At 37.0% G+C, this 21,501-nt stretch carries 23 protein-coding genes and 1 pseudogene; all 24 read left to right on the top strand.

Translation table 11 applies throughout. The annotated features are described in order from the left end of the window. Position 1: 1 nt before the first annotated feature. The 24 genes and pseudogenes from P3G65_RS10495 to P3G65_RS10380 all read left to right on the top strand — a co-directional run bounded on the left by P3G65_RS10495 (position 2) and on the right by P3G65_RS10380 (position 21,174). A complete protein-coding gene (locus P3G65_RS10495; protein ID WP_284071187.1) occupies positions 2-1,000 on the top strand; it encodes a hypothetical protein in 999 nt (332 codons plus the stop codon). 194 nt (positions 1,001-1,194) lie between these two features. Beyond that, complete coding sequence (locus tag P3G65_RS10490; RefSeq protein ID WP_284071186.1) at positions 1,195-3,987, top strand: VaFE repeat-containing surface-anchored protein; 2,793 nt, start codon at positions 1,195-1,197, stop codon at positions 3,985-3,987. A 66-nt stretch (positions 3,988-4,053) separates the two neighbouring features. After that, entirely contained in the window at positions 4,054-4,704 is a 651-nt protein-coding gene (locus P3G65_RS10485; RefSeq protein ID WP_265149390.1) for a hypothetical protein, read from the top strand. Positions 4,705-4,725: 21 nt separating this feature from the next. After that, positions 4,726-4,947, top strand: coding sequence for a hypothetical protein (locus P3G65_RS10480; RefSeq protein WP_240265557.1), 222 nt, complete (start codon positions 4,726-4,728; stop codon positions 4,945-4,947). A gap of 9 nt (positions 4,948-4,956) precedes the next feature. Next, positions 4,957-5,364 carry a conjugal transfer protein gene (locus P3G65_RS10475; RefSeq protein ID WP_240265556.1) on the top strand — a complete coding sequence of 136 codons (408 nt, stop codon included), beginning with the start codon at positions 4,957-4,959 and terminating at the stop codon, positions 5,362-5,364. Between the two features lie 19 nt (positions 5,365-5,383). Next, complete coding sequence (locus P3G65_RS10470) at positions 5,384-7,888, top strand: ATP-binding protein (protein WP_284071185.1); 2,505 nt, start codon at positions 5,384-5,386, stop codon at positions 7,886-7,888. 11 nt (positions 7,889-7,899) lie between these two features. After that, the gene (locus P3G65_RS10465) at positions 7,900-9,717 is read left to right on the top strand and encodes a hypothetical protein (protein WP_284071184.1); all 1,818 of its coding nucleotides are present in this window, start codon (positions 7,900-7,902) and stop codon (positions 9,715-9,717) included. A 1-nt stretch (position 9,718) separates the two neighbouring features. Next, the gene (locus tag P3G65_RS10460; RefSeq protein ID WP_284071183.1) at positions 9,719-10,756 is read left to right on the top strand and encodes a phage tail tip lysozyme; all 1,038 of its coding nucleotides are present in this window, start codon (positions 9,719-9,721) and stop codon (positions 10,754-10,756) included. Further along, a complete protein-coding gene (locus P3G65_RS10455; RefSeq protein ID WP_284071182.1) occupies positions 10,753-11,271 on the top strand; it encodes an EF0163 family protein in 519 nt (172 codons plus the stop codon). The genes P3G65_RS10460 and P3G65_RS10455 overlap by 4 nt, the downstream gene beginning before the upstream one ends. Positions 11,272-11,386: 115 nt before the next feature. Next, positions 11,387-11,719, top strand: a complete 333-nt coding sequence (locus P3G65_RS10450) for a hypothetical protein (protein ID WP_284071181.1) — start codon at positions 11,387-11,389, stop codon at positions 11,717-11,719. Between the two features lie 36 nt (positions 11,720-11,755). Continuing rightward, positions 11,756-12,004 carry a hypothetical protein gene (locus P3G65_RS10445; RefSeq protein ID WP_284071180.1) on the top strand — a complete coding sequence of 83 codons (249 nt, stop codon included), beginning with the start codon at positions 11,756-11,758 and terminating at the stop codon, positions 12,002-12,004. Between the two features lie 16 nt (positions 12,005-12,020). After that, positions 12,021-12,530, top strand: a complete 510-nt coding sequence (locus tag P3G65_RS10440) for a hypothetical protein (protein ID WP_284071179.1) — start codon at positions 12,021-12,023, stop codon at positions 12,528-12,530. Further along, positions 12,531-12,749: a hypothetical protein gene (locus tag P3G65_RS10435; protein WP_284071178.1), complete on the top strand. Its 219-nt coding sequence runs from the start codon at positions 12,531-12,533 to the stop codon at positions 12,747-12,749. It abuts the gene before it with no gap. A gap of 76 nt (positions 12,750-12,825) precedes the next feature. Next, positions 12,826-13,032, top strand: a complete 207-nt coding sequence (locus tag P3G65_RS10430) for a hypothetical protein (protein WP_017371010.1) — start codon at positions 12,826-12,828, stop codon at positions 13,030-13,032. 43 nt (positions 13,033-13,075) lie between these two features. Further along, entirely contained in the window at positions 13,076-14,200 is a 1,125-nt protein-coding gene (locus P3G65_RS10425) for a site-specific integrase (protein WP_284071177.1), read from the top strand. A 180-nt stretch (positions 14,201-14,380) separates the two neighbouring features. Continuing rightward, a complete protein-coding gene (gene yqeH / locus P3G65_RS10420) occupies positions 14,381-15,487 on the top strand; it encodes a ribosome biogenesis GTPase YqeH (protein WP_029346086.1) in 1,107 nt (368 codons plus the stop codon). A gap of 2 nt (positions 15,488-15,489) precedes the next feature. Beyond that, positions 15,490-16,725, top strand: coding sequence for a GTPase HflX (gene hflX, locus P3G65_RS10415; protein ID WP_019291525.1), 1,236 nt, complete (start codon positions 15,490-15,492; stop codon positions 16,723-16,725). Positions 16,726-16,739: 14 nt separating this feature from the next. After that, the gene (yhbY, locus tag P3G65_RS10410; RefSeq protein WP_017369498.1) at positions 16,740-17,048 is read left to right on the top strand and encodes a ribosome assembly RNA-binding protein YhbY; all 309 of its coding nucleotides are present in this window, start codon (positions 16,740-16,742) and stop codon (positions 17,046-17,048) included. Positions 17,049-17,051: 3 nt separating this feature from the next. Beyond that, complete coding sequence (locus P3G65_RS10405) at positions 17,052-17,645, top strand: nicotinate-nicotinamide nucleotide adenylyltransferase (protein ID WP_019291524.1); 594 nt, start codon at positions 17,052-17,054, stop codon at positions 17,643-17,645. After that, positions 17,638-18,231 (top strand): bis(5'-nucleosyl)-tetraphosphatase (symmetrical) YqeK, encoded by a 594-nt coding sequence (gene yqeK, locus P3G65_RS10400; protein ID WP_019291523.1) that lies wholly within the window; start codon positions 17,638-17,640, stop codon positions 18,229-18,231. Before P3G65_RS10405 ends, yqeK begins: the two co-directional genes overlap by 8 nt. Before the next feature lie 26 nt (positions 18,232-18,257). Beyond that, positions 18,258-18,617, top strand: a complete 360-nt coding sequence (rsfS, locus tag P3G65_RS10395) for a ribosome silencing factor (RefSeq protein WP_019291522.1) — start codon at positions 18,258-18,260, stop codon at positions 18,615-18,617. Beyond that, positions 18,618-19,348 (top strand): annotated as a pseudogene (locus tag P3G65_RS10390) (class I SAM-dependent methyltransferase). After that, entirely contained in the window at positions 19,336-20,421 is a 1,086-nt protein-coding gene (locus P3G65_RS10385) for a nucleotidyltransferase (protein ID WP_019291520.1), read from the top strand. Before P3G65_RS10390 ends, P3G65_RS10385 begins: the two are co-directional and overlap by 13 nt. 39 nt (positions 20,422-20,460) lie before the next feature. Beyond that, positions 20,461-21,174 carry a YebC/PmpR family DNA-binding transcriptional regulator gene (locus P3G65_RS10380; RefSeq protein ID WP_017369493.1) on the top strand — a complete coding sequence of 238 codons (714 nt, stop codon included), beginning with the start codon at positions 20,461-20,463 and terminating at the stop codon, positions 21,172-21,174. The last annotated feature ends 327 nt before the right edge of the window (positions 21,175-21,501 follow it).

Genomic DNA, 21,501 nt, shown 5'->3' with positions numbered 1-21,501 from the left:
TATGAAATTAACAAAAAAACAAATTATTGTAGGTGGAGCTGTCGCAGTTCTTTTAGCAGGGGGTGTTACAGCAAGTGTGGTGCATAATAACAATGTCCAAGCGGAGAAAATTGCACAACAGGCAAAAGATGAACATGATAAGCTTATTCAAAGTGTAAAAGAAAAGACTTCACAAGCTGAAACTTATAAATCAGAAAGTGATGTGAAAACAGCGCAAGATTTGATTAAACAACTTGACGATAAAGAAAAGCCAGACTATGTTAATCGTATAGAAAAAGTACAAAAAAATTGGAAACTCGTAAATGAAGCAAATAAAAATGTTGTCAATGCTGAAAAAATCCAAAATGATAATAACGTAAAAACAGCCCAAAAAGCGATAGACAATTTAAAAGATGAAAAAATCAAATCTAAAAAGACTGCATTGCAGACACGTTTAGATAAGGTGAAAACTTCTATAAAAAACACAAAGAAACAAAAACAAATGACTTCTCAAAAAGGTTTAAATAAAGAAAAAGAAGAAGTTGCTAAAAAAGTAGATAACTCTAGTCAATCTGTCAGTGCTAATAATTCAGAAGTTAAACAGGCACAAGTAGAAAGTCCAACTGTTACTGATCCGACACCTACAGATAATGGAGGTGTTTCAAATGACAGTGTTTACCAACCTACTCCTCAAACCCCACAAGCTCCAACAACAGGAGGGAACACAGGAAGTGGGAATACTTCAACTACCAATCCACCAAGCACAGGTGGCGGTAATACAGTAACACCTCCAACAGGAGGAGGAAACTCAGGCGGTAATAGTAATACAGGTGGAAATAATGGAGGGGGAACAGTAACTCCTCCTCCTGCAGAAACATTTACTGGCTGGGTAAGAAATAAAGAAGGACAAATTGTTTGGCAACAAGGAGGTTTTAGCTCTTTAGCTGAAGCTGGAAGTGCCGCAACTGCATGGTGTAATGCTAATGCGACAAGTGGTGGTTGGTCATCAGGTGCTTATTAATTAATATAAAAATAAAGCGGTAGTTTCTTGTGAAACTGCTGTTTTTCTTTTGCCCTCAATCATGGCATAAAAAGGATTGTAGCTAGGAGGTGCAATATGAAACATTAGTTATTTAATATTTAAAGAAAGCCTGAGCCAAGACAGGCTTTTTTATTTTGCGCAGAATAAAAAAGAAAAACAGGAGAAAATCAATTATGTCGAATTTTAAAAAGAAAAAAATACAAAAAGCTCTCACAGAAGAAAAAAACACACGTTTCCGCATGCATAAAAAAGGGAAGCATATGGTCACAATGTCTATGCTCGTTTTGACTGTAGGTGGTTCTCTCGCAGGTCTTGCACAAGCAGATGTTTTAAATATCAGTCCATTTTCAAGCCCTGCACGTTCGCTTAGCCTTCCGGATAAAGGGCCAGTCAACTATAAGTTTTCAGGTACAGGGACGGTTAAATGGTCGAATGGGCATGAAGCTTCCGCAAACTTTATGGAGGTTAATGGTGCAACAACGTTCTGTTTGGAGCCGTTTGTAGATGTCTTTAATGGCGCTTATGCGACTAGAGCAGGACAAAATGAAGCCGTCTATAAGTTATGGACAGAGATGACAGAGTATCAACGTAACCTCATTACCAATATTACTTACATTGGTGAAGTGAATAATGCGGAAGCAGATAAAAACATTAACCTTGCGACACAATTTGCTATGTGGCTCGTTGAAGCAGGACAAAATGAAGTATCAGGGTTACTTCCTAAAGTTTCAGAGGTTGACACTTCAAAATTGAATAACGTTGTGGGTGGGCATAAAATTACAGGCTTAGAGTCCACTGGTGCGGATATTAATAAGGTCATTGAACATGCGACAGTTATTCTTAAGCAAGCAGTCGCAAGTTCTAAAAATCCAGATTTTAACCCTAATCCTTTAACAGTTATTGCAGGTTCAAGTGCAACTGCCACAGATAAGGCAGGCGTTCTTGCAGGTGAAGCAGGGGGATATGGATTGCCTTTTGACCATATCAACTCTAGTGAAGGCTTAAGTGCGGTACGTAAAGGGAACACTCTTGAAGTTTCAGCTACTCCAAAGGCAATTGGAACAAAAGGGGTTATTGATGTTTGGAATAATAGAAAGGATTTTAACCCCTCTTATATTTACGGCACAATCAATCCCGATGGAAAAGTAGGACAAACACTTTATGCTACAACTGACCCAGCCAACTTAGAAGGACAGCTTGAAGTTAAAACGATTGGTCTTGGTGAAGCAACGCTTCTGAAACAAGATGCCGATACAGGCTCTACTGAAACACAAGGAGCGGGTCATCTTGAGAATTCTGAATGGGGACTTTTCTATAAATCAAGTGGAAAACCTGTCACTTGGAAAGATGGCAATGAAGGCTATCCAATTACAGCAGTCGCAGGCGAAAAAGTCGCAGGTGATAATATTGTCCTTCGTATGACAGATGTTTCTAAAGGGGTAAAACTTAAAAATCTGAACTTCTCAGATAAAGTCTACTGGCAAGAAACAAAAGCTCCTGAAGGCTATGAGCTTTCAACGAAAAAATATGATGTTGAATTTGATGAAAAAGACAAATACAACTCAGATACAAAAAACTATGTTGAAGAAGCCACAGCCAAAGACCGTGTAGGTAAATTTGGGGTGGTTTGGTCAAAAGTACAAGATGTTAATGGTTCACTTACTGGATTGAATGGTGCAGTCTTTGAAGCCAAACCAATCAATGATACAAAAGGTGAACCTGTAAGAGTGACTTCTAAAGCAGTCACTGACCCTAGCACAGGGATTACAACTAATGGTGTTGTAGATTTCAAAGATTTACTTACTTTTGGGGATCATGAGTTTACAGAAGTTGAAACACCTGACGGCTTACAACCTATCAATCCATTTACAGTTACACACACAACTAATCGTGATAAGGACGGCAACATTACAAGTTATACGTTCGTCTTTAAAGATACTGTCACAGGTCAAATTATCTCTACAAATGATGTTGATATTTCCCACATGACAGATAACAATATTATGTTCAACTTGAACCTTGGTACGTTTACAGACAAGCCAGAAGAAAAACCAACACCAACCATTACCACTACTGCTAAGGATAAAGCAGATGGCGATAAGACCCTTGGTGTAGGTCAAGCACAAGTGACAGATATGGCTCAAATGTCAAACCTTCCTGCTTCTAAAGAACTCAACCTCAAAGGTAAAGTTGTTTACAAAGACTCAGGTAAAGAAGTTAAAGATGATAAAGGTAAAGCTATTACTGCCGAAAAGAAATTTACAACGGACGAAAATGGTAGTGCCACAGTTCAGTTGGATTTCCCAGTCATTAACACGGTGAAAGACCAAAACAAGGACTATACCGTCACTGAACTTGTCACAGATGAAGAAGGAAACAAGGTCGTTGAAGAAAACAACTACAAAGACAATCCTTCTCAAACGGTCAAAGTAGATGAAGCAGATGGGCATACGGAAGTTCAGGATAAAGAAATTACACCTGAAACAACGACAGTGACGGACAAATTCTTCTATGAAGGCTTGGTTAAAGGGGATACTTACACGGTTAAAATCACACAAGCTTATGACCATAACTTGAAAAAAGTAATTGATGTAGACGGTAGTTTGACCTTCAAAGCTGAAGATACTTCAGGTACTGTGGAAGTTCCTGTCAAAGTAGATGCGAAGCAATATGCAGGGCATAAAATTACTTTCTATGAGGACGCATGGCACGGTGAGAAACCAAATGAAGAAGAGCCACCACTGATCTCTCACCATAACAAAGATGATGAAAAGGAAACTTTCACAGTGAAGAAACCTGAAACACCTAAAAAAGAAACACCAAAAACTCCGGACAGTCCAAAGAGTATTCTCCCTTCAACAGGTGAAGAAAAAGCCCTTTGGAGTATTGCAGGACTTGGAATGCTTCTTTTAGGTTTAGCTGTTTGGCAACGTGAAAAAATCAAAGGTCTTTTTAACAAAAAATAATAAATATTAACTGAAAAAAAGCGGTGCAGTGGTGGGGTGGAGGTATAAATAAAATGGAGGTAACATTTGAAAATTTATGAATTGGCAAGAGACTTGGGCGTGGATAAAGAAGCGCTCCTTTTTCTTGCTCAGAGTCAGGGGATAGAAGCCAAAACAATCGCAAAAGTTCTAACTTCAAGTGAGGTGGACGTTCTTATTGCGGAGTTTGAAGAACGCGGGGGTGTAGAAGCACCGCCTAAACAGGAAGTAGAAAGTAGAGTTCATGATGTAGAGAAAGTTTCCGTTTCTACAGATGAAACACCTACTTTTGTTATTCCAGAAGAAAAAAAGAAACGTTCGCCTTTTTCTAAATTTAAAAAGAATTTAGAAGGGTATGAAAAAATTCCAAAAGAGCCTGATTATGTAGAAGCTAAAACTGTAAAAGCAAGCCGTGCCAAAGGATTTTATCGTGCGTTTTGTGTTCTAGTTATACTTTTCTTTGTAGGGCTAGGTAATTCAGCTTATCAAGCAAATGTACAAGTTCAAAAATTGACCGAAGAAGTAAATAGTACGACTAAGGTTTTGAATGAAAATCAAGAAGCGCTCTCAAAACAAGAAAAGTCTCTTGATTCCAGATTAAAGAAACTTGAAAAACAGGAAGCTTCATCTAAAGAAGATAAGAAAGTTTCTACTGATAAGAAAGCTCCGACAAAAACACCTGAAAAGGCTAAAAAATAAAAGAAAGTAGGAAAAATAAATATGGATTATGCAACTATAACAAGTGGTTTGATTACGCTATTGGGGATTATTGCTTTCTTCCTCATTTTGAAACATTGGAAAGCAGGGGCTTGGGCAGAAGTTCTTTCTGTGCTCGGAATTGCAGCCGTCTGTTGGGCTATGCTCTCAGGAAAAGACATCTTTTCCATTGTATGGGATTTCTTGACAGGATTCCTCAATGTGTTTGGTGTCAATGTGAAGTAGAGGTAAGCTGTGGAAAAATTGCATTATGATTATGCTGTTGGTTTATCAACACCCTACTGGATTCAAGAAGTGCGATTAAAAGGGAAATTGTATTGGTCGTTTCAAACACCTATTTCATTGCCATTTATTGGTATTGGATTGGTGAGCGGAATATTAATTTTTCTCTTGATTGTGAATCCTTTGATTTTTATATTGAAGGAAGTTCCATTTATACCAGTAGCTTTATGCACGGTTGTGCCATGGAAAATCGGAAAACTATACGTAGAGTATGAGCCAGATGGAAAGAAGCTCCATCATTATTTATACGGTTCATTACGATATTTAAAGGATTTTGGTTGGGATTCTCGTGCAATATATGGACAACAACGGCGAAAAGAAGTAGAACAAAAAATAGTATTTGAAAAAACAAGGCTTTAAAAGTAGAAAGTGAAGGAGTATGAAATTAAGTTATCCCATTGAAAAAACCAAAGGCAACCTTGCCTTAACGAAAGAAAGAGAAGTAATTGCCTATTATACAGTTCCTTATTTTTCTTCGTCAGTTGTAAATATCAAAAAGAAAGAAGAAACAAAGGGATTAATTGAATCAACGCTCAAAAAACTTTTGCCTAATAAGTTTTTTGAAATTTCTCTTATCCCTCGTGATTACCTTTTACCAGAAAAAATGTCTGATCTTGCAAAAACACTTGATTCTAACTATCAAGAATCAGGGGAAATATATTTAAATGAGTACACGGAACGTATCACAAAGGAAATGGAAATTCCTTACCACTATGTGTGGCTTATTGGTATTCATCTTTCTAAAGATGGAGAAGTATTTACCTTTAAAGAGCTTATTCAAGAGATGGTCACAAAACAGACACGTCTTCTTATAGAATTCTTTAATTATCGAGTGCGAGCAGAGGACAACTGGGCGGATTCGTGGTTAATGACAGAAATTGAACTCCGACAAAAAATTTCAGCTTTAAAGCCTGCTCCACTTTCAGATGAGCAACTTTATTATTATCAACGGCTACAATTCTTACCTTATATTCCACACACATTCAAAGAAGTTATGGATTCAAGAAGTGTTGAGAATATTACAGATACGATGATTTATGCTAATAACTTAGGTGAGCTTGAATTTGTAAGTCCATATGGTACAAGTTATTTATCTATCTTGCCTATTGGGCGGACAGAAGGTGTACTTACAAATAATCATATTGGGGAAATTGTACAAACTTTTAATTATCCTATTGGGTTGAAGTTTAAAGGGCAGTTTCCAGATATGAAAAGTTCGTTTGGCTTAAAGTCTAAAATGACACAAGGTATGACTCGTGCAAAAACTATAGGACGTGAAACCGCAAAAACAGGTAATGTTCAACATGACCGTATACGCATAGGGCATTTAGGACTTAATGATATGGCACAGAAAGTACAAGCAAAAGTTCCCATTATTGAATATGGGGGCTTTTTATTTGTGGCGGGGTCAAGCAGAACTCAATTGAGACGGAGGGTAAAAACAGCAATTAATGCTTTTTCTACACATGGTATTGCTTTAGAACGTGCACGTATGGATCAAGCGTATTTATTCCAAGCTTTATTATACGGTGCTAAATTAGAGAAAACTACTCATTATTGGTATCATGTGACCGATTCAGGGGGCTTTGCACAACACTTACCTTTCACAACGACAAAGAGTGGTTCGGATTCAGGGTTTCCTATTGGTCGTGTAGATACAAACTATTATAAATGGGAAAATCTTGATACAGCAATTCATGCTTCGAGAAACCTCGTCCTCTATAATCCTATGCTTGCAAATAAAGAAGATATTCAAGGTAAAGTGACAAAGAATTTGTTAGAAACAATAACAGGTATGACAGGGTCAGGGAAAACGATTCTTGCTCAACAAAAATTCTTACAAGCTGTTCATTCAAAAATTAAGACGCTTTATATTGACCCTAAACGTTCTATTCGTAAGCAATGGGAGTCAAAATTAAAAGATAAGAAATGGGCAAGTCAAAATCCAGAATTAGTTGAAGTTGTTAAGAGCATTAATTTTGTGACTTTAGACTATAAAAAATCTTCAAATATTGGAGTACTTGACCCTATTGTATTTTTGAGTCCAGAAGATGCTACAACAGTTGCCAAAACAATGCTTAAATTCTTGGGTGAAGGTACGTGGAAAAAAGAAGAAACAACGGCTATTTCAAAAGCCGTTAAAGATGTAGTGAAACAAAAGGTCGAAGGGGAAACGGTAGGTCTAATGAATGTCATAGACATCCTGAGAAGTTCAGATAAGCCTGTCATTAAAGAAGCGGGAGAATATCTTTTTGAGATAGTCGAAGGCTCACTTTTACAATTGGCATTTTCTCGTGGAGATGTTGAGGGGATTTCTTTTGAGGAACATGGAACAGTGCTTGAAATTGCGGACTTGGAATTACCAGATTCAGATTCAGAAGATGAAATGGCAGATGACGAACGCTTATCAGTAGCCTTGATGATGGCTTTAGGTACATTTTGTAAACGTTTTGGTTCAATGAATGATAAAGAGGAAACAATCGAGTTTATGGACGAGGTTTGGGTTATCATGACCTCAAAAGAAGGTAAGAAAATCATAAAATCTATGAAACGTGTAGGACGTTCTCAAAATAATAAACTTGTGTTGATTTCTCAATCAGTAAACGATGTGAAAGACTCAGATGATACAACGGGTGCAGGGGAACGCTTCTGTTTTTATGAGGACGGGGAAGAAGAAGAAATTCTTAAGACTCTGAAACTTGAAGTGTCTGAACGTAATATTCAATGGATTCGTAATATGAATCAAGGGCAGTGTGTGTACTTAGATGTGTTTGGAAATATTAATCGTATTTCTATTGAAGTGCCTAAAGCATGGCTTGAATTGTTTAGTCCTGAACAGGATTCTGAGCAATCACGTTTGGAACAAATGTATAAAAAACGTTAGAAAGGAGAAAAATGCACGAAGAATTATCAAAACTTCATGAACTCGTCAGTAAATTTGGTGTCTATCATGAATCTGTTCCTGGAGGTGCGCTTCAACCTGTTTCACTCTTTTGGAATTCTTTTTCAGGAATGGTGGTTGATTTACCCTTTCAGCTTTTGCAATGGTTTGTGGAAGTAGTAGGTGGCTTATCAAGCTTACTTAATATTTCAAGCAGTCTAAAACCTATTCAGGCAGATATGATGGGAAAAGCTCGAACGATGTTTCTTTCTTTTATTGGAGGAAGTAATGGTACGATTGCTCAATTCTCAGGGGCGGGGTTATTGCTCATTATTACTACAATGTATCTGTTTTATCAGTTCACAAATGGTAAGGGGCACTTTATGCGCTCCTTGTTTCATTTATTAGCAGTTATTGCAACAATGTTTTTCTTCTTTGGGAACTTCTCTTACAATGCGGAAGGCAGTGGGCGTAAAACTGCAATGGGAGGACAAATTCTCTTTGATACAGTCACAAACACTTCTGATAAAGTTAAAAATGGTATCGAAAGTGGGCTTGTTGGCTTGGCTGATCCTGATGACGCTAATTTTTTAGTAGATTATGTTTTAAAACCTACTGCAAATACAGTAAATACGGGTAACCCTGAGGGAAAAATCGGAGATACAAATGAAAAGTTTGACTATGAAGCAGCTGCAGGAAAAAAAGAAGGCAGTAATGGGAAAAAAGGTCAAAAATATGTGGACGCAGTCTCTAAAGATTCTCCTTTTCTCAAAAATGATGGTAAAAACATAGGATTCCAGTTTATAGCAACTTTCATGGGAGGGATAAATCTTTGGATATATGTTATTCCAATTTCAGCGGTTAATTTGACCATCTCAGGGCTTAGTTTATTGTTGTGTGTGTTTATCTTGTTGATTCCTGTGAGTGCTTTATTAAGCTTTGTTCCATGGTGTAGAAATGCTTTTTGGGGTGTGCTTAAGCATGTGTCGGGCTTATTGGTTGCACCAAGTATTTTGGGTGTCACTCTAAGTATTTTATTTTATATCATGTCACAGGTTGATTTGATTGTTTTAAAACTAATGACTGGTGGTGCTTCAAAAAGCTTGCTTACAGGAGTCTCTGCTTTAACAGGGAGTGAGTTTCTTATATTTATCCCTGTAGTCGTCTTAATTAAGGTAGGTTTTATGATAATGCTTTGGAAGAGTCGAACAAGTATTACACAAATTGCGATGGGTCAAAATAATGGTTCAGCTTTTGTGAACGACTTGAATCAAATGAAAAATCAAGCACGAAATAAAGTTGAGGGTGCAGTAGAAGCTGGTGCAGGTGCTTATACAGGTAACCCTTCACTTGCAATGGACGGTGCGCAAAAACTTGCGCCTGAAAATGAAGAAGTAAATGCTTCAAATAATCAAGAACAAGCCGTGAAACCAGAAATGAAAACAGAATCTGAGACAGAACCAGAAGAAGTTCTTCAAGAGACAGAGGAAGCTGTAGAGTTTGAACAAGAACCAGAAGATGGTTTTGAACTTGAAGATGACAATATTAATCTTGAAGAATCTTTAGATTCAGCAGAAGAACAAGAATTAGAAAATCTTGATGTTGAAAACCCTCAAGACCTTGATTTAAGTGACAGTACCGTAGAAACAGAGGGTGAGAATAATATTCAAGACGAAGGTGATACTACTTCTGAACCAGAAGTGACAGAGGTACAAGAAGAAGTATTTATTGAACCAGAAGAGATGACACAGAATGAAGAAGTAGAGTTTGATACGCAAGACCACGTGACGTGGGAAGAAGCACAAAGTGATTTAGAAGCAATGAGGGCATAAAATGAAAAAGAAATTTATCTTTGGAGGAATTTTTGGCTCTCTTGTTATTTTCTTTGGGGTGATGTGTGTCATGTTAGGGTCAATGGTTAGTATTGGAAGTATCAAGGAAGATGATACTCCGACTATATCAGGGAGTGGTACACCACCTGTAACAGGGGAAGCGCTCCAAGTTGCGACAAAAACTTATGAACATCTCATGAAGGAACATAAATTTACTTCTGCAGGCGCTTCTGGCGCTTTGGCTGTTGGGCAACGAGAAAGTGGTTTTAATCCACAAGCAATTAATCCATCAGGAGGAGTTGCAGGGATTTTTCAATGGTCAGGGTGGGGTAATTTTATCAATGGGGATAGGATACATTCCGAGGGTTCAATTCAAGGAATGGACTTGTCTACACTGACACTTGAAAATGAGCTTAAGCTTATGGATAAAGAATTGAATGGTTCTTATTCAAAGGTGAAAACCTTATTAAGTAAATCTAAAGACCCTGTGCAATCTGCTAAAGATTGGTCACTTTATTATGAAGGTGTAAGTTTATCTGACGGACAAACAAATTTAGAGATGATTTCTCAACTGGCGAATCAATGGTATGCTTATTTTAATGGTTCAGGTTCATCAGGAGGGGATATTAAACTTCTTAATGATGTTTTAGGACAAACAGTAGGTTCAGGTCAATGTTATGCTTTATCTGATTATTATGTGAATAGTATTAGTGGGTTTCATCTTCAAGGGCTTTGTGCTTTTAATATAGGCTCAGATAACTTTAGTGCTTTTACTTCTCATGGTTGGAAAGTCATTATGAAGCCAACAGCGGATCAATTAGTGGCAGGTGCTGTTGTAAATTGGGGATTTGGGGCTGTAGCAGGTTCAGCAAGTGAAAATCCATATGGACATACGGGCGTTATCAGTACTGTAAAAGGCAGTAGCTTTACCACTTATGAGCAAAATGTAGGTGGTGTACAAATTGTACAAAAAATGAATCGTACGTGGGATAGCAGTATCACAAGTATTGCAATTCCACCACAAGGAGATAAAAAGTGAAAAAATTAAGTATTATGATAATAGGATTATCTTCTATTTTCTTGCTTTCAGCTTGCGGAAAAAATCAAGTATCAGAGCCAAGGAAAATAGAAGTGTCTTCTTCTGTAGAGCAGGTACAAAGTTCATCTTCAAAAGTAGAAAATTCTAAAGCAAGTGAGACACCACAACCAAAAGAAAATAAATTTGATTCTACAAAGGCTAAAGGTGCAGTGGAAGGTTTTATCCAAAGTTACTATAATTATACTTCTGAAAATAAGCGTAATGAAGCAACTCAGCCTTTATGTACATCAGAGGTACAAAAGAAATTGCATTTGGTGAAATCAGATAAAGAAATAAAGATGGAGTCTAGACTGACTGACTTTGAAATTTATCAAGGAAGTAATGATGAATATTTAGCTTTAGTTTCTTATACTTTAAATGATAATCAGGTTGCACCGCAAATCGTTAGACTTACAGTTGATTTGGAAAACAATCACTATCTTATGAGTAGTGTTGAATTTCCTTTAATGAATTAGGAGGTTATTTTGAGTACAAACAGAATAAGAGATGAGTCAAAAGCTCATTTTATTGCATAAATTAAACAAAGACTTGTCAAAATAAGACAGTCTTTTTATTTTTTAGGAATTAAAAATGTTACAAGAAAAATATGAACAACTGATTAAAGAAAAAGGGACAGATTATGTATTAAGTGGTCTAACTGATATGGCTGGAGCAGAAATTGTCTTGTCCTTTTTGAGATATTTCTCAGAAGGAGATTATGTAGAAGATACAGGGTGTTATCCAGAGCTATATCATGTCAACCAAGATTGGTTAGATGAAAATGCCTTAGATAAGACGTTAAGTAATGAAGATGTCTTAGCAGCCTTTCAAACTTATGTAGGTTCATTTAGATTTTCACAGTACATACAATTTTTATTAAAAGATGAAGATGTTGATGTATATTTTGAAGACGATGAAATTTAGGGTACGAAATGTGCTCTTTTTATATTGGAGGAAATCATGGAAGTAAAAGAAATGCGCCGTTTGGCGCTTATTGATTTGAAAAATAAGAAGTTTGTCCCAGATAGTATGTGGGAAGGTGAGCGGACTTGGGTAGGTATTTATGCTCGACCAGTCGGAACACCTAAGTATGGGGTTGATCCCGTTGATGAAGAAGAAGCACAAGCTATGGACGGTAAAGATTATTCGGAATGGTTTGAATGGTATCCAGAAGATTTATTGGAGTTGCAAAAGCAATACCCGCAATAGAATTAGGGAGCGTTTTATGGATTTAACACAGCTTCGTAATCAAGTAAAGAATGCAGAAAGTCAGTGGAACATGAAGTATATTGCCTTTGATAAACGGTTAAGAGAAATTGAACAGGAATTATCTCTACCGCCTTATGCTAGACTATCTGATGTTATTCAATGGTGCGAGAAATTGATTACTTATGAACGAAAAATTGAACTTATGCGTCAGTCAACTATGACGTTATCAAAGGAAGCATGGGGGAAATTAGAAAAAAATATAGTTGATTATCAAAGTAAAGATGATAGAGCAATTACTATTATGTCTGAGTTTGTGAGCTTCTTAGTGAGTTTAGATAAAAGATATAGTCAACGTTTGGAAGTCTTTTTAAATTTCTTAGATAACTGTGTTCGCTACGTGAGAGGTTATGCGGAGGATTTAGAAAAAAATGGTCTTTCAATAAATTCTACATTACAGAAAGCTAGGCAATTAGGGTCTATGCATTGGATAAATGGTAAATCTTATCAATTAAAATTGGAGGGCTAAATGATTGTTTACAGATTAAGAGGAAATAGATTTGTGAGCTTGTACTGTTCAGATGTACCTGAGAGGTCTATTTATCCTGAATATGATTATGTATCTTTTTCATTAGATAGAAACTTTAATTATACAGGAGGGGCGATAGCCTACTGTAAAAATGAAATAGTAGAGAAATTTATTATCAAAAGAGATAAGGAGGGGAAAATTGTAAGACAAGAATTATAGTAGTTAAAATAAAATCGGTGAATATGAAGGGTGGGAGAAATCTCGCCCTTGTTTTTTTGTATATAGGGGGAGGATTATGATTGTAGACTTAAAAACAAAATATCAACTGGCTTCAATTTTTCAGTGGTCAGTAAAAACGGTAGAAAAACATTTAACAGAAATGGAAAGAAATGAATTTTCAAAGTATATCTTAGAACCTTCACAAGGCTTAAGACGGGTAAGTTTGTCGGGGTACTATAAGTATATGGAATATAAGCAAGAACAGCGTAGGAAAATGTTATAATACAAAGTGCACACATTTTCTTGCTTGGAGAACAAGGAGAAAAATGTTTTATAAAAAATTAGATAATGGGAAATATCGTTATTTTGAGAAATATTTTGATGATAGTCAAGGAAAGTGGCGACAAGTAACTGTTACCATGAATTCGAAAAGTCGAGTATCGCAGTCAGAAGCTAAAAGTAGACTTTCTAAGAAGATTGAGAAGAGGATAAAAGAAAGTACAGCTAGCAAAAGTGAAATTTTACCCTCAGTTCAAGAAGTATTTGATGAATGGCGAATTATACGGGATCAAGAATTAAAAGCATCATCTCAATTTGTAGAAATAAGTGCTTTTAATATTTTTTTAAAGGAATTTGGTAATTTAAAAATAAGAGAAGTGACTACTGCTAAAGTGCAGAAATTCTTCATGGGATTACGTTTAGCGCCTGCAACTCTTAGTTTAAGGAAAACTTACTACAGATTGCTTTTTTCTTATGCAAAGAGAATAGGTTATGTTAAAAATAATCCAATAGAAAATATAGTTTTGCCTAAAGTTAAGTTGACTCACGAACAAATTCAACAGAAAAAAGAGAAATTCTTAGACAAGAGAGATATGAGAAAACTTCTTGATTATTTGTATCAAGATAAGTGGCATTTCAGAAAAGCGTTGATGTTTGAGTTCTTATTTTTGACAGGACTGAGAATAGGTGAACTTTTGGCGATAAAATGGGAAGATGTTGACCTTGATAATCAGAAGTTACATATTAGGCATACGTTAAATATTCATGGTGTTCCTGCTCGAAATAGGGAGTTGTTATCTCCGAAAACTAGTCATTCTTACAGAAGTTTAATGCTGGATAATAGGTCTATGGAAATATTAGATTTTTTTGCTAGTGAGCATAAAGATGAAAATTTTGTATTTGTTGGAACTAAGAAGCAAACTTACGGACCTGATACTTTATCTAGAGTTTTTAAAAAAGCATGTACAGAGATTTTAGGAGAAGGACAGTATAATTTACATATGCTTAGACATTCGCATATTTCTTTATTAGTTGAAATGAATATTCCTATTAAAGCGATAATGGAACGTGTGGGGCACTCTGATGAAAAGATGATATTACAAATTTATAGTCATGTGACAGAAAATATTCAAAGTAGTTTATTAACGAAATTGAATGATTTAACTTTTTGAAAACTAACCAAGAAACTAACCAAAAATTAAAGGAGATGAGAGGAACACGTAGGAAGTTATCAATTTTCGAAACTCAAAAATAATGTCCTGATGTAGAAGCATAGGAGGTTAGAGGTAAATAGGGGAGAATAATAACTTGAAAAGTGTTAAAATAGGCCTATGAATGAAACTGAAAATATTATGGAAGAATTGCATTGCATTGGCTGCGGTGCATTGATTCAAACAAAAGATAAAAATGCCTTGGGTTTCCTGCCTGCAGGAGCGCTAGCGAAAAGAGGAGAAGATGACGCACTGTACTGTCAACGTTGCTTCCGCCTTCGTCACTATAATGAAATCGCTGATGTCAGCTTGACAGACGATGATTTTTTGCGCCTTTTGAGCGAAATCGGTGAGCATGATGCGTTAATCGTGAATGTTGTTGACATCTTTGATTTTAATGGCTCCTTAATCCCAAGCTTGCATCGTTTTACGGGCAACAATCACCTTCTCTTAGTAGCCAATAAGAAAGACATTCTGCCGCACTCATTAAAAGTTGGTAAAATGAGCGCTTGGCTCAAGGAGCAAGCAAAGAAAGCTGGTCTCCGTCCTCTTGATGTTCTTGTAACTTCAGCTAAAAATCAAGATGATGTTCGAGAACTCATGGAAAAAATTGAGAAAATGCGTAAAGGTCGTGATGTTTACGTAGTTGGTGTAACGAATGTGGGTAAATCTACATTAATTAATGCCATTATCAAACTTGTCACAGGGGATGACAATGTGATTACCACTAGCCGTTTTCCAGGGACGACTTTAGATAAGATTGAGATTCCTCTTGATGATGATAGCTTGCTTATTGATACACCGGGGATTATTCATCGTGGACAAATGGCGCACTATCTTGAAGCAAAAGACCTGAAACTCGTTTCACCTAAAAAAGAAATCAAGCCTAAAACTTATCAACTTAATGCAGGGCAAACTCTATTTTTAGGGGGGCTTGCACGTTTTGACTATATACAAGGTGAAAAACAAGGGCTTACTGTTTTTTGTGACAATGAGTTAGATATTCATCGTACAAAATTAGAAGGAGCTACTGAATTTTATGAAAAACATGCGGGTGGTTTACTTCAACCGCCACGTGCGAAAAATCTTTCGGACTTCCCAAAACTCATCCGTAAAGAATTTTCTGTCAAAGAAAAATCAGATATTGTCTTCTCTGGTCTAGGATGGATTCGGGTTGCGGAACGTGGCGTTGTGGCAGCATGGGTACCAGAAGGTGTAGACGTAGTTCTGCGTAAGGCATTGGTATAAGTATGATAAATCTAGAAGAAAAACAAGAACGTGTCTTACTCGTTGGCGTAGAGACCTTTGAAAATAGCGAAAATTTTGAAAGCTCGATGCTTGAACTTGCTGAACTCACAAAAACAGCAGGGGGGCTTGTGATTGATGCCTTTACACAAAAGCGGGACAAATACGATACTAAATTTCTGATTGGAAGCGGCAAGCTTGAACAAATGAGGTGGGCAATTGAAGTCGGAGAAATAGACACGGTTATTTTCAATGACCGTCTGACACCTCGCCAAAACATTAATCTGGAAGAAGCTTTAGGAATCAAAGTTATTGATCGGATGCAATTGATATTGGATATTTTTGCATTGCGGGCGCGGTCTCATGAAGGGATGCTTCAAGTCGAACAAGCTCAGCTTAGCTATTTGTTACCACGCTTGGTCGGCCAAGGTATCATGCTCAGTCGTCAAGGAGGAGGTATCGGCTCCAAAGGTCCTGGTGAAAGTAAACTTGAAACAGACCGTCGTTATATTCGGACACGTATTGAAAATATAGATAAACAGCTCCAAAAAGTTGAAAAAACCCGTGAAACGATTCGGAAAAAGCGTAAAGAAAGCTCTATCTTTAAAATCGGATTGATTGGCTATACGAATGCCGGGAAGTCAAGCATAATGAATGCTTTGACTGAAAAAACGCAATATGAAAAAGATGAACTTTTTGCTACACTAGATGCAACAACCAATCTGGTAAAAATAAAAGAGGATTTTACAGTCAGTCTTACAGATACAGTTGGTTTTATTCAAGATTTGCCGACGGAGCTGATTAAGGCATTCAAGTCGACTTTAGAAGAGTCGACTCATGTGGATTTACTCATCCATGTCATTGACGCGAGTAATCCCCATCATGAAGTCCATGAAAAAACAGTCCAAAAATTGATGGAAGAAATGGATATTCAAGGTATTCCTGTGTTAAATGTCTATAATAAGATGGATATTGCTAAGGATTTTGTACCTACTTTGACACCAGCAGTACAGCTTTCGATTAAGTCAGACGAAGGTGTCCAGTGGTTGCGTACGGCAATTTTAGAAAAATTGCATGAGCTCTTTGTTGCTTTTGAGTTAGATTTGCCTTATGCAATGGCTTATAAACTACCTGAACTGAAAAAAATAGCCATGGTCAACGAAGTTGTTGAAGGTGAAACAGCTTATAAAGTTAAAGGGATCATTGCTCCCAGCATGACCTGGAAGCTGGATAATTATTAGAAAAGAGAATTAAAATGGAATTAACTGGAAAACAAAAGCGTTACCTGCGAAGCCTCGCAGTAAATATTCGCCCCATAGTTCAAATCGGAAAATCTGGACTGTCGAACGAAATTCTTACAAGTATTCGCCACGCTGCAGATGCGCGTGAATTAATTAAAGTTAACATCTTACAAAACTCTGATGAAACTGCCAAAGATGTTGCAGCGATGATTGATGAAATGGGGCTCAACGTTGTCCAAATTATCGGACGTAATGTAGTAGTCTTTAAGGTTAGTGATCGTAAAGAAAATCGTAAAATTTCAGAAGATGTAAAAAAGGTATAAGTTATGTCGCTTGAACTTCTAACACCTTTTACTAAGGTGGATCTACAAGAGGAAAATGCTCGTGTTCGCCGTGCCATCGGTCTTTTTTGGGGAAGTTTCAATCCTGTACACATCGCACATTTAACAATCGCTGATCAAGTGCGTCAGCAGCTGAATTTAGAACAAGTTGTGTTTCTTCCGGAACATAATACCGATGGGCATGTTACCCGCATGTTAGAGCTAGCACTGGAAGGGAAAGAAGGTCTTGTATTGAACAAATGCCGCTGCCAAGCAGATGAAGGCATATATGAAACAGTAAAGGCCCTCAAGGAAGAACATCCCAATACAGATTTTTACTTTATCATTGGGGGAGATTTAATCAATAGTTTACCAAGTTGGAAAAATATTGAGCAACTTTTAGAATTAGTACAGCTGGTTGGCGTACGTCGACCACGCTTCCGCGCGGGGACAAGTTATCCTATTTTGTGGGTGGATGTACCGGGAATGGATATCTCTGGTAATATGATACGTGAACAATTTAGCCGAGGGCTTGTTCCAAATTTCTTGTTAGCACCCAAAGTACTTGCTTATATTAAGAAAGAGGGACTTTATGTTTGATTTTTATCCAGAAGTAAACTTGTCAAGAGAAGAACTACTTGCGAAGATAAAAGCTCAAATGTCTGAAAAACGTTTCCAACATATCCTAGGAGTAGAGAAAGCAGCAGTTGCACTTGCTGAAAAATATGATGTAAATGTGCATAAAGCAAGTCTTGCTGCTCTGTTGCATGATTACGCAAAAGAAACAGCAGATGACATCTTTTTAGAACTGATTGAAAAGTATAACTTGAATCCTGATTTGAAAAATTGGGGCAATAACATATGGCATGGTACAGTGGGCATCTATAAAATGCAAGAAGATTTAGGTTTGAAAGATACCGAAATTCGACATGCAATCGAGGTGCACACTGTAGGGGATGCAGCGATGTCTGACTTAGCAAAAGTACTTTATGTGGCGGACTATATTGAAGAGGGACGTGATTTCCCGGGTGTTATTGAAGCGCGAGCTATCGCGGATTACTCTCTGAATATGGCAGTTGCCTTTGAGACAATGCGACTTATTGATTATCTGGCTGAACTTCGTGTAAAAATTTACCCCCAAAGTATCGAAACATATAACGCATTTATCAAATATCTTAAAAAATAATAATAAAAATAGAAAATAGGAATAAAATGAATTCAAAACAATTACTCGAAACAGTTGTAAAAGCAGCCGATGATAAAAAAGCTTTAGATATTGTAGCACTTGATGTCGCTGCTGTGTCAGGCGTTGCAGATTATTTCGTTGTCCTTGAAGCAATGAATACGCGCCAGATTGATGCGATTGTCGATAATGTTGCTGAAGAAGCGGATAAACTTGGTGTGCAAGTAGCAGGACATATCGAAGGGGATGCCCGTACAGGATGGGTTTTAGTTGACTTAGGTGACGTGATTGTCAATGTTTTTGACCATGATTCACGCTTGCGTTTTAACTTAGAGAAACTATGGTCAGATGCACCACTTGTTGATATTAATGAATGGATTTCTGAATAAATGACGGCTTCTTATGAGGAATTTGCCCGGGTCTATGATTCCGTAATGGATGAGGAGCTCTATGACTTGTGGTTTGAGTTTAGTCAAAGACATTTTCCAGCAAAAACGCAAAATATCATGGAATTGGCATGTGGTACAGGGATTCTCTCGATAAGATTTAGTCAAGCAGGCTATGAAGTAACCGGTGTTGATTTGTCAGAGGAAATGCTGACCATTGCAGATAAACGTGCACGTCAGATGGGGGCAAAAATTACTTTTGCTGCCGGAGATATGCGTGAATTATCAGGAGAAACCACATTTGATGTTGTGACTTGCTATTCGGATTCGCTTTGTTACATGTCGAATGCTTCTGAAGTTCAACGCGTTTTTGATGGTGTTTATAATTCTTTAAATGCGGAAGGTGTGTTTATCTTTGATGTCCATTCGACATATCAAGTGGATTCGGTCTTTCCAGGTTACTCTTATCACGAAAACGATGAAGATTTTCTTTTCTCTGGGATTCTTTTGTAGGGGATTACCCTCATTCAGTCGTCCATGAATTGACTTTCTTTGTTAAAGATTCCGATGGAAAATTTGTGCGTAAAGATGAAGTACATCAAGAGAGAACGTACCCAATAAAGGAATATTTGACAAGACTTCAAAAATTTTCTAAAGTAGAAGTATATGCTGATTTTGAAGATGAAAAACCTGAAGAAGAAAGCTTACGTTGGTTCTTTGTATGCAAAAAATAATAGGAATTGTTGCTGAGTTCAACCCTTTTCACAATGGACATAAATATTTATTAGATCAGGCAGGCGATGGTATAAAAATCGTTGCCATGTCTGGTAATTTTATGCAAAGGGGTGAACCGGCTCTTTTTGATAAATGGACAAGAGCTGAAATGGCTCTAAAAAATGGTGCAGATATCGTGGTTGAGCTTCCTGTCATGGGAGCTGTCCAAGCTGCTGATTTTTTTGCACAGGCAGCAGTGGATATTCTTGATAAAATGGGGATTGGTGAACTTGTTTTTGGTTCGGAGTCTACCCTTGATTATCAAAAAATCGTGAATCTTTATGAAGAGAAGTCAACCGAAATGGAGAACTTCATTAAAGATTTACCTGATACATTGAGTTATCCCGAAAAAACTCAGATGATGTGGCAGAAATTCTCAGGCTTACATTTTGATGGAAATACACCCAACCATGTCCTGGCTCTTGCTTATGCCAAAGCCAGTGCGGGCAAAGATATAAGACTACAAGCCATTCAGCGTAGTAACGATTTTCATTCTCGTAGTTTATCTGGTGAAATTGCTTCAGCAACAGCTATTAGAGCAAATATCGACCAACAAGATATTTTGAATTTTGTGCCGGAAAATTTAAAACAACTCTATCAGCACCCCAGAGTTTCTTGGGATAATTATTTCACTTTGCTTAAGTATAAGATAATCTCCCATGATTTGAGCCTTATTTTTCAAATGAATACAGAGTTGGAAAGTCGGATAAAAACAGCCATCAAGCAAGTGAATACTGTCGATGAATTGATAGAGGCAGTGCATACAAAACGATATACTAGAGCACGTGTAAGACGGCTTTTGACCTATGTTTTATTGGATATTCCATGTGATTTTCAGTTGCCTCAAAACATTCATGTTTTAGGTTTTACAAAGCAAGGACAACAACATCTGGCTAAAGTGAAGGATAAGCTTGTGACTCGCATTGGAAAAGAATCATGGGACTTACTTACGCAAAAATCAGATGATATTTATCAATTAGGAAATCGTAATTTTAAAGAACAGAACCATGGGCGCAAACCATTGATTTTGTGATATAATATTTAAGAATAAATTGAAAATAGGAGGTGTCCCATGGGACGCAAATGGGCCAATATTGCCGCAAAAAAATCAGCTAAAGACGGAGCAACATCAAAAGTTTATGCAAAATTTGGTGTTGAAATATATGTAGCCGCAAAGCAAGGGGAGCCAGATCCAGAGTCAAATACAGCGCTCAAGTTTGTTATTGAACGTGCGAAACAAGCACAAGTTCCAAAGCATGTTATTGATAAAGCGATTGACAAAGCTAAAGGTGGAGCAGAAGAAGCTTTCGTTTCTGGACGATATGAAGGATTCGGACCGAATGGATCAATGATTATCTGTGAAACGTTAACTTCAAATGTAAACCGTACAATTTCTAATATCCGCACAATTTTCCATAAAAATGGTGGGAATATTGGTGCGGAAGGTTCTGTAGGCTACATGTTCGATAATACAGGTGTGATCGTCTTTGCTGGTGATGATGCTGACGAGATTTTTGAATATTTGATTGAACAAGAAATTGACGTCCGTGATGTTTCTGCGGAAGAAGGACAAATTATTGTTTATACAGAACCTACAGATTTACACAAAGCAATTGCTGCTCTCAAAGAAAAAGGTATTACTGAATTTACAACAACTGAACTTGAGATGATTGCACAGAGCGAAGTTGAACTTTCTGGTGAAGATTTAGAAACCTTCGAAGGTTTGGTAGATGCTTTAGAAGACGACGACGATGTTCAAAAAGTTTATCATAATGTGGATATGTAAATAAAAAGATGGCCAAGTGGCCATTTTTTATTTACATAACGATGTTCTTATCTTAATTAACAGGAAATCACAAAAAAAATAAATGGCGTAAAGCCCAGTAAATGGGGGATAAACCGAACAAAGGTAAAATTTTTTAAAAAAATCACAGTTTATTCTTGACAGAACAAAGTGAGTTTGATAGAATATAATAGTTGTCGCGAGAGAGCGTATCTCTTACGAGAGCGATAGACCTTTGAAAACTGAATAAAGTAGAATGACTATATGCGAGAAGTTAACTTCTTGTATACCAACTGTCAATTCAATAATGAAAGACAAAACAACAGCCAG

It is taken from the genome of Lactococcus sp. bn62 (assembly GCF_029492705.2).
In the GTDB taxonomy this organism is placed as follows: Bacteria; Bacillota; Bacilli; order Lactobacillales; family Streptococcaceae; genus Lactococcus; species Lactococcus petauri.
The sequence above is the reverse complement of the archived record's forward strand: the minus strand, read 5'-3'. Positions and strand labels throughout refer to the sequence as shown.